This window comes from Streptomyces monticola, from assembly GCF_042665355.1.
GTDB lineage: Bacteria > Actinomycetota > Actinomycetes > Streptomycetales > Streptomycetaceae > Streptomyces > Streptomyces monticola.
In genome coordinates, this window is record NZ_JBHTCF010000004.1 from 234,167 (window position 1) to 250,064 (window position 15,898).

A 15,898-nucleotide genomic window follows, 5' to 3' on the forward strand; every position below is an offset into this window, starting at 1 on the left:
CATGCGCGTCATGGCACAGGTCGCGATGGTCATGAACCTCGACAAGTGCATCGGCTGCCACACCTGCTCGGTCACCTGCAAGCAGGCGTGGACCAACCGCAAGGGCACCGAGTACGTCTGGTTCAACAATGTCGAGACCCTCCCCGGGCAGGGCTATCCGCGCCGCTGGGAGGACCAGGAGAAGTGGAAGGGCGGCTGGGAGCGCACCCGTTCGGGGCGTCTTCGCCTCAAGGCGGGCGGCCGCCTCAAGCGCCTCGGGCAGATCTTCGCCAACCCCGAACTGCCGGAGCTCGACGACTACTACCAGCCCTGGACGTACGAGTACAAGAACCTCACCGAGGCGCCCGCGGGCGACGACCTGCCGGTGGCGCGGCCGGTCTCACAGACCACGGGCGAGCCGATCGACAAGATCGAGTGGGGGCCCAACTGGGACGACAACCTCGGTGGCGCACCCGAGCACGCCCCGAAGGACCCGCTGGTCGAGAAGGTGAACGCCACCCGCGCCGAGCTCGGCGACAAGATCCGCATGGAATTCGAGCAGAGCTTCATGTTCTATCTGCCGCGCGTCTGCGAGCACTGCCTCAACCCGGCCTGCGTCTCGGCCTGTCCGTCGGGCGCGATGTACAAGCGGGCCGAGGACGGCATCGTCCTGGTCGACCAGGACCAGTGCCGCGGCTGGCGGATGTGCGTCAGCAGCTGCCCGTACAAGAAGGTCTACTTCAACCACTCCACCGGCAAGGCGGAGAAGTGCACCTTCTGCTTCCCGCGCGTCGAGGTCGGGATGCCGACGGTCTGCTCGGAGACCTGCGTCGGGCGGATGCGGTACCTGGGCGTGATGCTGTACGACGCGGACAAGGTCGGCGAAGCCGCGGCCGTGGCGGACGAACAGGATCTGTACCCGGCCCAGTTGGAGGCCTTCCTCGATCCGCACGACCCGGCCGTGCAGGCCGCGGCGCGCGCCGCGGGCATCACCGACGAGTGGCTCGACGCGGCCCGCCGCTCCCCCGTCTACGACCTGATCCGCACCTATCAGGTCGCCCTGCCGCTGCATCCGGAGTACCGCACCATGCCCATGGTCTGGTACGTGCCGCCGCTCTCGCCGGTCGTGGAGGCGGTCGCCGCGAGCGGCCACGACGGCGAGGACGCGGGCAATCTGTTCGGCGCGATCGACGCCCTGCGGATCCCCGTCGAGTACCTCGCGGAGCTGCTCACGGCCGGGGACACCTATGCCGTGGACGCAGTACTGCGGCGGATGGCCGCGATGCGCGCGTACATGCGGCGGATCAACCTCGGCCAGGAGCGGGACGAGTCGATCGCCGCGGCGGTCGGGCTGACCGGCCCGGAGATGGAGGACATGTTCCGGCTCCTCGCCATCGCCAAGTACGAGGACCGCTACGTGATTCCGACGGCGGCGCGGGCGGACGCGGACGCGCTGGCCGGGACGCATCCGCTGGACGACGACATGGGCTGCCCGGTCTCCGACGAGGCGTTCGGCAAGGCGGCCGGCGACGCCTCCGGCCAGAGCCCCGTCCTGCTCAACCTGAGCCCCACGAGGAGGAGCGCATGACCCCCGATGCCGTCGTACGTCTGGTCGCGGGCCGCTGCCTGCAGTACCCCGATGCCCGTCTGCGCGAAGATCTGCCCCGGCTCGACGAGGCCCTCGCCGGGGCGGCCACCCAACAAGCCGCACTGCTGCGGCAATTCCTGGACCACGCGCGCGTAGTGCCGGAAATCGAGCTCGCCGCGCACTACACGGACACCTTCGACACCCGTAACCGCCGCTGCCTCTACCTCACTTGGTGGACGGACGGCGACACCCGCAACCGGGGTCTGTCCCTGGTGCGGATCAAGCGGATCTACCGCGACTTCGGCCTGGAGTTCGCGAGCGACGAGCTGCCCGACTTCCTGCCCGTGGCCCTGGAGTTCGCGGCCCTGCACCCCGAGGCCGGCACCGAACTGCTGCAGGAGCACCGGGCAGGCCTCGAACTCCTGCGGCTCGCCGTGACAGAGGCGAACACCCCCTACGCGCGCGTGCTGGAGGCCGTCTGCGCCACGCTGCCGGGTGCCTCGCCGCAGACCAAGGCGGAGGCCAAGGCCCTGGCCCGCAGCGGCCCGCCGCGCGAGACGGTCGGCATGGACACGGCCGGCATGGAGCCGCTCGGGCCCGGCGTCGAACTGCCCTGGCCGACCGTCGCGAAGAGCGCCGGGCCGGCCGTCACGAAGAGCCCCGGGCCCCACGAGCCGACCGTCGCAAAGAGCCCCGAAAGGACGCCCGCCTGATGGACCTCATCCTCTGGGGCGCCATGCCGTACGTAGCCGTCGTGATGCTGGTCGCGGGGCTCGTCTGGCGTGCGCGCTACGACAAGTTCGGCTGGACCACGCACTCCACGCAGGTGCACGAGTCCCGGCTCCTGCGGATCGGCTCGCCGCTGTTCCACTTCGGTATGGCCTTCGTGGTGCTCGGGCATGTGGTCGGCCTGCTGATCCCCAAGGGCTGGACGGACGCGGTGGGCGTCAGCGACCACACGTACCACCTGCTCGCCGTCACCACCGGCACCGTCGCGGGCGTCGCGGCGGCCGTGGGCATCGGCATCCTCGTCCACCGCCGCTTCACGGTGCCCGCGGTGCGCAGGGCGACGCTGCGCAGCGACCACCTGATGTACACGGTGCTGCTGGGCGCGATGTTCCTCGGGCTGCTCGCCACGGCCCTCAACAGCACGGGCGCGATGGGCGATTACAACTACCGCGACGGCGTCTCGCTCTGGTTCCGCTCGCTCTTCACGCTTCAGCCGGACTACGCCCTGATGGGGCAGGCGCCGCTCGCCTTCCAGCTCCATGTCCTGTTCGGCTTCGCGCTGTTCACGCTGATCCCGTACTCGCGTCTGGTGCATATGTTCAGCGCCCCGGTGAAGTACTTGTTCCGCCCGTACGTCGTCTACCGCAGCCGCGACCCGCGGCAGCTGGCGCACCGGGAGCCGAAGCGGGGCTGGGAGCGGGTCTCGTGAAGCGGGTCGTACGCGTGCCACGGCACGCGGTCGCCGAGCGCCCCTTCATCGTCATCTGGGAGGCCACGCGCGCGTGCCCCCTCGCCTGTCTGCACTGCCGGGCCGAGGCACAGCCGCGGCGGCATCCGGATGAGCTGGACGGCGCGGACGCCCGCCGCCTGATGGACCAGATCGCGGCCTTCGGGAAACCGAGCCCGCTGTTCGTGATGACGGGCGGCGACCCGTTCCAGCGGGCCGACCTCACCGATCTGATCGCGTACGGCACCTCGCTCGGCCTGCGGATCGCGGTCTCCCCCTCGGGCACGCCGACGCTGACGCGGGAGAACCTGACGGCGGTACGGGACGCGGGCGCGGTCGCCCTTTCGCTCTCCCTCGACGGTTCGACGGCCGAGCGGCACGACACCTTCCGCGGGGTGCCGGGCGTCTACGACTGGACCCTGGACGGCTGGCGCACCGCACGCGAGCTCGGTCTGAAGGTGCAGATCAACACCACCGTGACCCGGCACAGCCTGCACGACCTCGCCGATATCGCGGCGGTCGTGAAGCGCGAGGGAGCGATGATCTGGAGCGGCTTCGTCCTGGTGCCGACCGGGCGCGGCGAGCAGCTGCAGTCGCTGAGCGCGGCGGAGATCGAGGACGTCCTGCACTTCCTCTACGACACCGGTGCCGTCCTCGCCACCAAGACCACCGAAGGCCATCACTTCCGCCGGGTCGCGCTGCAGCGCACGATCCTGGACCGGCACGGGGAGCAGCCCGAGACGGGCCCGCTGTACGCCTCGCTGCGGGCACGGGCGGCCGGCCTCGGCCTGTTCGACGGCGAGGGCCGCGCGGTGCGGCGCCCGCCCATGGACGTGGGCTCGGGCCGTGGCTTCGTGTTCGTCTCGCACACGGGCGAGGTGCACCCCAGCGGCTTCCTGCCACTGTCGGCGGGCAACGTGCGCCACCACCCCCTGCCGGACATCTACCGCGGCTCGGCCCTGTTCACGTCGCTGCGCGATCCGTCCCTCCTGGAGGGCAAGTGCGGGGCGTGCGAGTTCCGGACGGTGTGCGGGGGATCGCGGTCACGGGCCTACGGCGTGACGGGCCGCACGCTGGCGGCGGACCCCTGGTGCGCGTACGAGCCGGGGTCGTTCGGATACGAGTCGGAGGTACGGGAGCTGCTGCCGTCGTGACGGCGGCGCCGACGGGGCGGGCCGGGGGAGAAATCCCCCTTCCGGCGCCCCATAAAGGACCGTAAGTACGAGTCCCCATGCGCCCCTTGGGAAATCCGGCGTGCCGGGCGCCGCGCGGGGGCCAGGGTCCTGCCCCATGGGACCGAAGTCCACAAAAACCCGGCAGAACGGTGCGTAACGTCAATAGGCAGGACCCCTCGGACGGAGACCACCCCATGCGCTCAGTGATCGTGATCGGCGGCGGTATCAGCGGCCTCGCCGCCGCCTGGCAGCTGCGAGACCGCGCGGACGTCACCGTCATCGAAAGCACCCCGCACATCGGCGGCAAGCTGCGCACCACCACCATCGCCGGTATCCCCGTGGACGACGGCGCCGAGTCGATCATGGCCCTGCGCCCCGAGGCCGTGGAGCTGGCCCACGAGGTGGGCCTCGGCGCCGACCTGTACGACCCGGCCCCCGCCCCCACCACCGTGTGGACCCGTGGCCGGCTCCGCCCGATGCCGCGCGGCCACGTCATGGGCATCCCCACCGAGCCGCGCACCCTGGCCGGCACCGGGCTCCTCACCGACGAGGGCCTGGAGCGCCTGTGCCGCGAGGAGCAGCTGCCCGCGACGCCGCTGGCCGCGGACGGCGATCTCTCCGTCGCCGGATATCTGGCCGAGCGCATCGGGCAGGAGGCCGTGGACCGCCTGGTCGAGCCGATGCTCGGCGGTGTGTACGCGGGCCGCGCCGACCGGCTCTCGCTGCGTTCCTCGATGCCGCGCCTCGCGGCCGTCGCCGAACAGGGCGGCTCGATCATCGGCGCCCTGCGCCGGGTGCGGGCGGCGGGCGCCCCGAAGGTCTCGCCCGTGCAGGGCGTGCGCGGCGGCACCGGCCGTCTCCCGCAGGCGGTGGCGGCGGCCAGTGGCGCCCGTATCCTCACCTCGACCCTGGCACGTGAGCTGCAGCGCACCACGTCGGGCCGCTGGCGCGTGGAGGCCGACACGAGCGACGGCCCGCTCCTGATGGAGGCGGACGCGGTGATCCTCGCGGTGCCCGCGTTCGCCGCCGCCGAGCTGCTGCGCGGCCACTCCCCCCTGGCCGATGAGGAACTGTCGGCCATTCAGCACGCCAGCTCGGCCGTGGTCACGATGGCCTTCAGCCGGGCCCAGCTGCCGTGTGTGCCCGAGGGCAACGGCTTCCTCGTGCCGGCGGTCGACGGCCGCACCGTGAAGGCCGCGTCGTTCCTCTCCAACAAGTGGAGCTGGCTGGCCGAGCGGGCCCCCGACACGTTCATTCTGCGCGCCTCGATCGGACGCTACGGCGAGGAGCACCAACTCGACGCCACCGACCGCGAGTTGATCCGTACCGCCGTCTCGGAGCTGCATCTCGCCGCGGGCCGCCTCGGCGAGCCGGTGGCGGCCCGTGTCACCCGCTGGGACCGCGGCCTGCCGCAGTACGGCGTGGGGCACGCCGCCCGCGTGGCCCGTATCCGTGAAGCGGTCGACAAGCTGCCGGGCCTCGAGGTGTGCGGCGCGGCGTACGAAGGCGTGGGGGTGGCGGCGTGCGTGGCCACGGGACGGAAGGCCGCGGGGCGGCTGCTCCAGGCCGGGTCCGCGGGGGCCTGAACAGCCAGCCCGCCCTGGGGGAGGCACCTCCGGGGGTACCCCGGCGGCAGCCGGGCGCCGGGTGAGCCGCGCCCGGTCAAGATCACCTGTACGGGCCCACCCCCGGGCGCGCTCCCGGCCCCCATCGCAGGATGGACCCATGCCGAGCCGCCCCCGCACCCGTGCCGCTGTCCTCTGCGCCGCCCTCTCGCTCGCCACCGCCCTCGGTGGCTGCGCCGGCGAGACGAAAGCCGAGGACCTGCCCTCCCAGAAGCTCGACTGGAAGGACTGCCCGGCGCCTTCGGAGGCTCAAGGAGGCGGGGAGTCACCGTCGCCGCTGCCGGGCGGAGCCGCCTGGCAGTGCGCCACCATGAAGGCCCCCCTCGACTGGAACGAGCCCAAGGGCGACACCATCGACATCGCCCTGATCCGGGCGCGGGCCAGCGGCAAGAAGGAGAACCGGATCGGCTCCCTCGTCTTCAACTTCGGCGGGCCCGGCGGCTCCGGCATCACCACGCTGCCCGCCTTCGGCGAGGACTACGCCAATCTGCGCACCCGCTACGACCTGGTGAGCTTCGACCCGCGCGGGGTGGGCCGCAGCGCCCCCGTGAAGTGCGAGTCGGACAAGCAGCTGGACGCGTACTACCAGGAGGACTCGACGCCCGACGACGAGGCCGAGGAGCAGACCTACCTGGACGGCGTGAAGAAGTTCAACGCCGCGTGCGACGAGAACTCGGGCGAGGTGCTCCCGCAGGTGCGCACCACGGACGCGGCCCGCGACATGGACCTGATGCGCCAGGTGCTCGGCGACAAGAAGCTGCACTACTTCGGCGTCTCGTACGGCACCGAACTCGGCGGTGTCTACGCCCACTTGTTCCCCAAGAACGTCGGCCGCGCCGTCTTCGACGCCGTCGTGGACCCCACGCAGAGCCCCGAGGAGGGCTCGCTCGGCCAGGCCAAGGGCTTCCAGCGGGCCCTGGAGAACTACGCGAAGGACTGCACGTCGAAGATCGAGGACTGCCCGGTCGGCGACACCGCCGAAGACGTACAGGCGAAGATCTCGAAGCTCCTCGACGACCTGGACGAGAAGCCGCTGCCGGGCCTCGGTGCCCGCAAGCTCACCCAGACCGCGGCGACCAACGGCATCGCGCAGTCCCTGTACTCGAAGGACTTCTGGCAGTACCTGACCGACGGCCTGGAGCAGGCCTACGACGGTGACGGCCGGATCCTGATGACGCTCTCCGACTCCATGAACGGCCGCAGCCCCGACGGCACGTACAGCAACATGAGCGCCGCCAACATCGCCATCAACTGCGCGGATGACAAGCCGCGTTACACCCCGTCCGACGTGAAGGCGAAGCTGCCGAAGTTCCGCGAGGCCTCGCCGCTGTTCGGTGACTTCCTCGCCTGGGGCATGGTCGGCTGCACCGACTGGGCCGTGGACGGCGCCGCCGACCACCCGGACGTGAGCGCGGCCGGCGCGGACCCGATCCTGGTCGTCGGCAACACGGGCGACCCGGCCACGCCGTACGAGGGCGCGCGCAAGATGGTCGACTCGCTCGGCAAGGGCGTCGGCGTCGAGCTCACGTACAAGGGCCAGGGGCACGGCGCGTACGACAGCGGCGACAAGTGCGTACGCCGGGCCGTGGACGGCTATCTCCTGGACGGCAAGAGCCCGGCGGCGGGGACGGTCTGCTCGTAGGGCGTACGGGTGCGGGTTTCGCCGGGCGTACGGGTGCGGGTGCCGCCCGGCGTACGGGGCGGGTGCCGCCGGGCGTACGGGGCGGGTGCCGCCGGGCGTACGGGGCGGGTGCCGCCCGGCGTACGGGTGCGGGTGCCGCCCGGCGTACGGGTGCGGGTGCCGCCCGGCGTACGGGTGCGGGTGCGGCCGGGCGTACGGGGCGGGTGCCGCCCGGCGTACGGGGCGGGTGCCGCAGGACGTCCTGGTCCCGGGACGCCCAGGCCGGGCGGGCCGGGCCGGGCGGGCCGCCGCTCTACTATTGCGGAATCGTTTTCGAGGGGGGAATCCGTCCATGCCGTTCCCTGGCCGTATATCCGTACGCGTACGCCGGCTGCGGCCCGTCGCCGCGCTGCTGGCCCTCGCGCTCGCCGCCGGGTGCAGCGGCGGGAGCGAGGGGGCCGAGGACGGAAAGGCCCCGCACACGTCGCGCGAGCCGTCCGCGAGCGGCCCCGCGCCGGGCGGGGGTCCGGGGAAGTCCGCCGCCCTGCCCGGGGGGCTGACCGGCCAGAAGCTGGACTGGGGCCGCTGCAAGGCCACCGGTGACGGGCCCGCTCCCGGCAGCGCCTGGCAGTGCGCGACGCTGACGGCGCCCCTCGACTACACCGAGCCGGGGGGCGGCACCATCGACCTGGCCCTGGTCCGCAAGAAGGCCACGGACCGGGACCGGCGGACCGGCTCCCTGCTGTTCAACTTCGGCGGGCCCGGCGGCTCCGGCATCGCGGGCCTGCCGCCCGCCGAGTCCCTCTTCTCCGCCCTCAACTCCCGCTACGACCTGGTGAGTTTCGACCCCCGCGGGGTCGCCGCGAGCTCGGGCGTACGGTGCCGCTCCGACCGGGACCTGGACCAGGCGGGCGCCCACGTCGACCTCACCCCGGACACGGCCGCCGAGCGGAAGGCGTACTTCGAGGACGCCGCGGACTTCGGCGCCGGCTGCGCGAGCCGCTCCGGCAGGGTGCTGCCGCACATCGGCACCTCGAACACCGCCCGCGACATGGACCTGATGCGCCAGGTGCTCGGCGACAAGAAGCTGCACTACTTCGGCTTCTCCTACGGCACCGAACTCGGCGGCACCTACGCCCACTTGTTCCCGAAGAACGTCGGCCGCATGGTCCTGGACGGCGTGGTCGACCCCACCGCCGACGCCGTGGGCCACGCCAAGAACCAGACCACCGGCTTCCAGCGCGCCCTGGACAACTACCTCAAGTCGACCGGCAAGGACCCCGGGCGCGGCACCCGGGACCTTGTCGCCCTGCTCGACCGCATCGACAGGAAGCCGCTGCCCGGCGCGGGCGGCCGCAGGCTCACCGAGAGCCAGGCCCTGACCGGCATCCTCGCCTCGCTCTACAGCCGGCAGTCCTGGCCCACCCTGACCGAGGCGCTCGCCGACGCCCGAGACGGCAAGGGCGCGGCACTGCTCTCGCTCGCCGACGGCTACAACGACCGTGACCGGTCCGGGCGTTACGGCACCCAGAGCCACTCGCAGCGCTCCATCTCCTGCGCGGACGCCAAGAACAGGCCCACGCCCGCGCAGGCCGAGGCCGGGCTGCCCGAGTTCCGGAAGATCTCCCCGGTGTTCGGCGACTTCCTCGGCTGGGACACGGCGGGCTGGTGCCACGACTGGCCGGTGCCCGGCGAGCACGACACCCCTGAGGTGAGCGCGCCCGGCGCGGCTCCCATCCTGGTGGTCGGCACGACGGGCGACCCGGCGACACCGTTCGAGGGCGCCGCGCGGATGGCGAAAGAACTCGGCGTCGGCGTCCGGCTCGTCCACGAGGGCGAGGGCCACACCGCGTACTTCTCCGGCGACGCGTGCGTGACCTCCACGGTCGACGGCTATCTCCTGGACGGCAAGGTGCCGGACGACGGGAAGACCTGCTCGTAGGCCCGGCGGAGAGCAGATGAGACGGTCCGTACGGTCCGAGAGGGGCGAGGCAATGCCCGACAACTCCATAGGCGGCGCACATCTACTACGCCGCATACATCGCATACGCCGCCACAGTCGCCGCGTACACCCGCGCGTCCTGCGCGCACCGGCACTCATCGCCGCCACCGCCCTGCTGCTCACGGCGGCCTGCACGGGCGGCACAGGCAACGGCACCGGCACCCACGACCGCGCCGACGCCCGCCCCAAGGACGCCGCCCCCGGCGGGAAGGCCCCCGCGCCCGAGCTGCCCGCGTCTCTCACCGGCCAGGAACCCGACTGGACCGTCTGTCCGGAGCCGTCGGCGGCGCAGGGCGGCGGCGACGCGCCCGGCAAGGGCTGGGAGTGCGCCACCCTCAAGGCGCCCGTCGACTATCTGAAGCCCGGGGGCCGCACCCTCGACGTCGCCCTGATCCGCAAGAAGGCCACGGACCCGGAGCGGCGCATCGGGTCCCTCGTCTTCAACTTCGGCGGCCCCGGCGAGTCCGGCGTCACCGGCCTGCCCGCCTTCGCCGACGAGTACACGCACCTCGGCTCCCGCTACGACCTGGTCTCCTTCGACCCGCGCGGCGTCGGCAACACCATTCCGGTGAGCTGCGGAGACGAGGACGAGACCGATGCGGCCGCCTATGTCGAGGCGTGCGAGAAGAACTCCGGCGCCGTACTCGGCCAGGTATCCACCTCCCGCACGGCCCGCGACATGGACCTGCTGCGTGAAGCGCTCGGCGACAAGAAGCTGCACTACTTCGGCATCTCGTACGGCACCGAACTCGGCGGCGTCTACGCCCACTTGTTCCCCAAGAACGTCGGCCGGATGGCCCTGGACGCCGTGGTCGACCCCACCCAGGACGACACGGAGCGGGCGCTCGCCGAGGCCGAGGGCTTCGAACGGGCCCTGGCCCACTTCATGAAGGACTGCGCCGCCCGCAACGCCTCCTGCCCGACGGGCCCCGACCCGGCCAAGGGCGGCGAGCGTGTCCGCGCGCTCCTGGAGCGCCTGGAGAAGAAGCCCGTACGCACCGACGACGGCCGCGAAGTGAACTCCGACACCGCGCTGCTCGGCATCACCAACACCCTGTACAGCGGCAAGGACGGCTGGGAGTCCCTGGCCGCCGCGCTGGGCGAGGTTCAGCGGGACGGCACGGGCGACGGCCTCCTGGAGATGGCCGACGACTACACCGGCGGCGGCGCCCGCACCTCCGTCGGCGTCACCCCCCGCGCCGCCGCACAGCCGGGCAACTCCGATGCCGCCCTCACCGCCATCAGCTGCGCCGACTCCGACCAGCGCCTGGACTACGACGAGATCGACGCCCTGGTCCCCCGCTTCGAGAAGGCCTCGCCCATCTTCGGCGAGACCTCCGCGCTCGCCCTCTACACCTGCACCGACTGGCCGGTGGCCGGCGAACGCACCACCCCCGATGTCAGCGCCGAAGGCGCGCCCCCGATCCTGGTGATCGGCAACACCGGCGACCCGGCCACCCCCTTCGAGGGTTCGAAGCGGATGGCCGGGCAGCTCGGCGAGGGCGTGGGCATCCATCTGACGGTCGAGGGGGAAGGCCATGGCACATACGGCGTCTCCTCCTGCGCGACCCGTACGACGGACGCCTACCTCATCGACGGCAAGATCCCTTCGGACGGCAAGGTCTGCAAGGCGTAGGCGCCACCTAGAGGCATAGGCAGCACCTAGAGGCGCAGGCACCACACAAAAGCGCAGGCACCACACAGAGGCGCAGGCCCGCAACGGCAGGAGCAGCAACACAGATGTCCACTCACATACGGATACGGTCCGCCGCCGTCGCGGCGACCCTCCTTGCCGTGACGGCGGTCGCGGGCTGCAGCAGCGGCAGCGGCGGTGCGAAGGACGGGCAGGACGGACCGGGCAGGCAGGACGGAAGGCCGGCGGCGGGCGGCGACCTGTCCGCACAGAAGCTCGACTGGGCCAAGTGCGAGGCCCCTTCGGTCGCGCAGGGCGGCGGCCAGGCACCCGGCTCCGGGTGGGAGTGCGCCACGATGAAGGCGCCGCTCGACCATGCCGAGCCCAAGGGGGACACCATCGACGTCGCCCTGATCCGCAAGAGGGCCACGGACCCGGACAAGCGGATCGGCTCGCTCCTGTACAACTTCGGCGGGCCCGGCGGCTCCGGTGTCTTCACGCTGCCGCTGGCCGCGAAGGACTACACCAAGCTCAACTCCCGCTACGACCTGGTGAGTTTCGACCCGCGCGGCGTCGGCGACAGCGCCACCGTCGACTGTGTGGACGACAAGGCCATGGACAAGCTGACCAGCGCCGACGAGGGCATCCCTGACAGCGCGGCCGAGGAGCGCAAGCTGCTCGAGGAGAACAAGAAGTACGTCGCGGGCTGCGAGAAGAACTCCGGCAAGCTGCTGCCGCACCTCACCACCGAGAACACCGCCCGCGACATGGACCTGATGCGCCAGGTGCTCGGCGACAAGAAGCTGCACTACTTCGGCATCTCGTACGGCACCGAACTCGGCGGCGTCTACGCCCACTTGTTCCCGAAGAACGTCGGCCGCGCCGTCCTGGACGCCGTGGTCGACCCCACCAAGGGCACGGTGGAGAGCGCCCTCGGCCAGGTCAAGGGCTTCCAGCACGCCCTGGACAACTTCCTGAAGAGCGAGGGCAAAGACCCGCGGCAGGGCACCCGTGACATCGCGAAGCTCCTCGACGGCCTCGACGACAAGCCGCTGCCGACGGCCACGGGCCGTGGTGTCACCAAGAACCTGGCCACCACCGGAATCGCCTCCGCGCTCTACAGCGAGGAGACCTGGCCCTACCTCTCCAAGGCACTCGACGAGGCCAAGGCGGGCAAGGGCGACACGCTGCTGATTCTCGCGGACGTCTACAACACCCGTGACCCGCAGGGCCGTTACAGCAATCAGCAGGAGGCGGGCGGCGCCATCAGCTGCGCCGACACCGACGAGCGGTTCACGCTCGCCGACGTGAAGAAGCATCTGCCGGCGTACAAGAAGGAGTCGCCGGTCTTCGGCGAGCTGCTCGCCTGGGGCCTGCCCAGCTGCACCGACTGGCCGGTGACGGGCAAGAGCCGCACGCCGGACGTCAGCGCGAAGGGCGCGGCGCCGATCGTGGTCATCGGCAACACCGGCGACCCGGCCACACCGGTCGCGGGCGCGCGCCGCATGGCGGAGCAGCTCGGCAAGGGCGTCGGCACCACCCTCACCGTGAACGGCGAGGGCCACGGCACCTACGGCGTGAACGACTGCGCGACGAACACGGTGAACGCGTATCTGCTCGACGGCAAGGTGCCGTCCGACGGCAAGAGCTGCTCTTGATGAGGTGAGCCGGCCCGGCGGCCGGAGGAGGAGCAAAGAGCACGAAGGGCGATCGGCGGTCCGCGAGAAGGCGGCGCCGATCGCCCTTACGTGAGCAAGCTCCTAGTAAACGGGCTTCTCGGGCTCGATCTGGTTGACCCAGCCGATCACGCCGCCGCCCACGTGGACGGCGTCCGCGAAGCCCGCGGACTTGAGGACGGCCAGGACTTCCGCACTGCGGACACCCGTCTTGCAGTGCAGGACGATCTTCTTGTCCTGCGGCATGTCCTGCAGGGCGTTGCCCATGAGGAACTCGTTCTTGGGGATCAGCTTGGCGCCGGGGATCGAGACGATCTCGTACTCGTTCTGCTCGCGGACGTCGATGATCTCGATCTTCTCGTCCGCGTCGATCCACTCCTTGAGCTGCTTGGGAGTGATCGTGGAGCCGAGCGCCGCCTCCTGGGCCTCGTCCGACACGACGCCGCAGAAGGCCTCGTAGTCGATCAGCTCGGTGACCGTGGCGTTCGGGCCGCAGACCGCGCAGTCGGGGTCCTTGCGGACCTTGACCTGGCGGTACTGCATCTCCAGGGCGTCGTAGATCATCAGGCGGCCGACCAGCGGGTCGCCCACTCCGGCCAGGACCTTGATGGCCTCGGTGACCTGGATCGAGCCGATGGACGCGCACAGCACTCCGAGCACGCCGCCCTCGGCGCAGGACGGGACCATGCCGGGCGGCGGGGGCTCCGGGTACAGGCAGCGGTAGCACGGACCGTGCTCGCTCCAGAAGACGGAGGCCTGGCCGTCGAAGCGGTAGATCGAGCCCCAGACGTACGGCTTGTTGAGCAGTACGCAGGCGTCGTTGACCAGGTAACGGGTGGCGAAGTTGTCCGTGCCGTCGACGATCAGGTCGTACTGGCTGAAGATGTCCATCACGTTCTCGGCCTCGAGCCGGTCCTCGTGCAGGATCACGTTCACGTACGGGTTGATGCCAAGCACCGTGTCCTTGGCCGACTCGGCCTTGGAGCGGCCGATGTCCGCCTGGCTGTGAATGATCTGGCGCTGCAGGTTCGACTCGTCGACCTCGTCGAACTCCACGATGCCGAGGGTGCCGACACCGGCCGCGGCCAGGTACATCAGCGCGGGCGAACCCAGGCCGCCCGCGCCCACACAGAGCACCTTGGCGTTCTTCAGCCGCTTCTGCCCGTCCATCCCGACGTCGGGGATGATCAGGTGGCGGGAGTACCTGCGGACCTCGTCGACGGTGAGCTCAGCAGCTGGCTCGACCAGGGGTGGCAGCGACACGGGAACTCCGTAGATCGGTTATGCGGAACAGTTGTTCTCTCCGTAACGCTGCCACACGCTTCTTCATTCCGAGACAGGGTGTCCGATGCGCGAGACGATTTCGTCCCAGTACCCGGGCAGCGCACCGAACGGGTCGACGGTGCCGCGCCGGTCGGTGCGGTCCGTGAACCAGATGGTGCCCGCGCCCTGCCAGCGGGCCACGCGCAGCGCCTCCTCCAGATGACCGCGCGGCACTCCGTGCACCAGATGACAGAACCGCTCGGGCGGGTAGTCGGCGGTCCACTCGGCCACCTGCGACCAGCGGTACTCGGCCCAGGGCCCGGAGAAGGTCACCAACTGGTCGGCGTCCTCGGCGTATCCGGGATACGGGTGGGTGCCGTGCCCGAACACCAGGTGTGCGTCGGGAAGCAGCGCCCGCAGGGTCGCCGTGGTGCGCCGCACCTCGGGCAGCGCGCCGCGCTCCGAGGGGCAGCGGTCGAGCAGGAAGCCGTCGATCCGGTACCAGTCGAGGAAGCGGTGCGCGTCCGAGACCAGCTCGCCGAAGCCGCGCGCGCCGTACGCCAGGTCCAGATGCCCGATGACCCGGACCCCGGCGTTCCGCAGCCGGCCCGCCGCCTCCAGGCAGTGCGGATCGGGCCGGGCACCGGGGCCGTTCGCGACATTGAGGACAACCCAGTGCAAAGGGGCTTCCGGGCGGGAGCCCGCGGCGGCAGCCGCCGATGTCAACGTGGCCCATTCCACGGGGGCGAGGAGCGGGTGCGCATAGCCGGGCACGCCCAGGCCCATGGTGGCTCCGGCCAGGGAGTGCGGTGCGCCTGTCCGGGAGATCAGATGCGGCATGCCGCCTCCATCCAGATATCGGCGAGTGACTCTTCGAGATTGATCCGGGGCCGCCAGCCGAGCCGGTCGCGCGCGGTGCGCACATCGGCCTGCTGCCAGCTGCCGCAGCCGTCCGGATACGGGTAGACGGCGGGGGCCCCGTGCTCGGGTTCGGCGCGGGGGTGCCCGATGGATGGGCGCCCGGTGGGTGCGTCCAGCTCGTGCAGCGCACCGCCGTACCCGGCGACACGGGCGAGCACCGCCGCCGCGTCCCGCAGCCGCACCGCCCGGCCCGAGCCGATGTTGACGATGCCCTGCGCGGCGGACAGCGAGGCCGCGTGCACGGCCCGCGCCACATCGCGTACGTCGACGAAGTCCCGCTGTACACCGAGCCCGGCCAGCTTCAGCTCGCCGTCCCCGGACTGCATCGCGCGCCGCATCGCTTCGGCGAGCCGCCCGAGCGGTGTCCCGGCGGGTGTGCCGGGCCCCGCGGGCGAGAACACCCTGAGGACCACGGCGTCGAGCCCGGCCCCGAGCACCAGCTCGGTGGCGGCCAGCTTGCTGACGCCATAGGGCCCGCCGGGCCGCGGCACGGCGTCCTCGGCGGTGGACGAGCCCGGCTGGCTCGGCCCGTACTCGGCGGCACAGCCGACCTGCACGAGCCTGGCCCCGCAGCCGCTGCGGCGCAGCGCCTCGCACACGGTGGCCACGGCCACGGTGTTGTGCCGGGTCAGATCACGGGCGCCGCCGCGGGTCGCGCCCGCGCAGTTGACGACGACTCCGGGGTGCACGGCGTCGAGGAACCGGGCGAGGGCGCCCGGGCTGCCGCCGGCGAGATCGAACCGTACGTCCGCGTCGTCCCCGCGCCCGAGCGCGGTGAGCTGCACCGCCGGGTCGGCGAGCAGCCGGTCGGCGACGAACCGGCCGAGATATCCATTGGCTCCGAGCAGCAGAACCCTCATCGGGCGGCCCCAGGGGTGGATGCACGGTGATGGGGGGTGGTCATCTGGCGTTCTCCTTCAGGGAGTTGCACACGGTTGAGGCCCGCGGTGTCGGCCCCG

12 protein-coding genes are annotated in these 15,898 nt (G+C 71.6%); 9 read left to right on the forward strand and 3 right to left on the reverse strand.

Going from position 1 to position 15,898, the window contains the following annotated elements; genetic code table 11:
* Position 1: 1 nt before the first annotated feature.
* The 9 genes from narH (at position 2) to ACFQVC_RS12250 (ending at position 12,737) form a co-directional block, all read left to right on the forward strand.
* Positions 2-1,567: a nitrate reductase subunit beta gene (gene narH, locus ACFQVC_RS12210; protein WP_381829975.1), complete on the forward strand. Its 1,566-nt coding sequence runs from the start codon at positions 2-4 to the stop codon at positions 1,565-1,567.
* Positions 1,564-2,280 carry a nitrate reductase molybdenum cofactor assembly chaperone gene (gene narJ, locus ACFQVC_RS12215; protein ID WP_381829977.1) on the forward strand — a complete coding sequence of 239 codons (717 nt, stop codon included), beginning with the start codon at positions 1,564-1,566 and terminating at the stop codon, positions 2,278-2,280. The genes narH and narJ overlap by 4 nt, the downstream gene beginning before the upstream one ends.
* The gene (narI, locus tag ACFQVC_RS12220; RefSeq protein WP_381829979.1) at positions 2,280-3,005 is read left to right on the forward strand and encodes a respiratory nitrate reductase subunit gamma; all 726 of its coding nucleotides are present in this window, start codon (positions 2,280-2,282) and stop codon (positions 3,003-3,005) included. The genes narJ and narI overlap by 1 nt, the downstream gene beginning before the upstream one ends.
* A complete protein-coding gene (locus tag ACFQVC_RS12225; RefSeq protein ID WP_381829981.1) occupies positions 3,002-4,177 on the forward strand; it encodes a TIGR04053 family radical SAM/SPASM domain-containing protein in 1,176 nt (391 codons plus the stop codon). Before narI ends, ACFQVC_RS12225 begins: the two co-directional genes overlap by 4 nt.
* Before the next feature lie 215 nt (positions 4,178-4,392).
* Positions 4,393-5,784: a protoporphyrinogen oxidase gene (gene hemG / locus ACFQVC_RS12230; RefSeq protein WP_381829983.1), complete on the forward strand. Its 1,392-nt coding sequence runs from the start codon at positions 4,393-4,395 to the stop codon at positions 5,782-5,784.
* A gap of 139 nt (positions 5,785-5,923) precedes the next feature.
* The gene (locus ACFQVC_RS12235) at positions 5,924-7,465 is read left to right on the forward strand and encodes an alpha/beta hydrolase (RefSeq protein WP_381829985.1); all 1,542 of its coding nucleotides are present in this window, start codon (positions 5,924-5,926) and stop codon (positions 7,463-7,465) included.
* 331 nt (positions 7,466-7,796) lie between these two features.
* The gene (locus ACFQVC_RS12240; protein ID WP_381829987.1) at positions 7,797-9,386 is read left to right on the forward strand and encodes an alpha/beta hydrolase; all 1,590 of its coding nucleotides are present in this window, start codon (positions 7,797-7,799) and stop codon (positions 9,384-9,386) included.
* A gap of 52 nt (positions 9,387-9,438) precedes the next feature.
* Complete coding sequence (locus tag ACFQVC_RS12245) at positions 9,439-11,082, forward strand: alpha/beta hydrolase (protein ID WP_381829989.1); 1,644 nt, start codon at positions 9,439-9,441, stop codon at positions 11,080-11,082.
* Between the two features lie 104 nt (positions 11,083-11,186).
* Positions 11,187-12,737: an alpha/beta hydrolase gene (locus ACFQVC_RS12250; protein WP_381829991.1), complete on the forward strand. Its 1,551-nt coding sequence runs from the start codon at positions 11,187-11,189 to the stop codon at positions 12,735-12,737.
* 102 nt (positions 12,738-12,839) lie between these two features.
* Here the strand turns inward: ACFQVC_RS12250 and moeZ are convergent, their stop codons facing one another.
* From moeZ to ACFQVC_RS12265, 3 genes are all read right to left on the reverse strand, one after another.
* Positions 12,840-14,018, reverse strand: coding sequence for an adenylyltransferase/sulfurtransferase MoeZ (gene moeZ, locus ACFQVC_RS12255; protein ID WP_381829993.1), 1,179 nt, complete (start codon positions 14,016-14,018; stop codon positions 12,840-12,842).
* A 63-nt stretch (positions 14,019-14,081) separates the two neighbouring features.
* Complete coding sequence (locus tag ACFQVC_RS12260; RefSeq protein ID WP_381829995.1) at positions 14,082-14,858, reverse strand: spherulation-specific family 4 protein; 777 nt, start codon at positions 14,856-14,858, stop codon at positions 14,082-14,084.
* Positions 14,846-15,799, reverse strand: coding sequence for an NAD-dependent epimerase/dehydratase family protein (locus ACFQVC_RS12265; protein WP_381829997.1), 954 nt, complete (start codon positions 15,797-15,799; stop codon positions 14,846-14,848). The genes ACFQVC_RS12260 and ACFQVC_RS12265 overlap by 13 nt, the downstream gene beginning before the upstream one ends.
* Between the last annotated feature and the right edge of the window lie 99 nt (positions 15,800-15,898).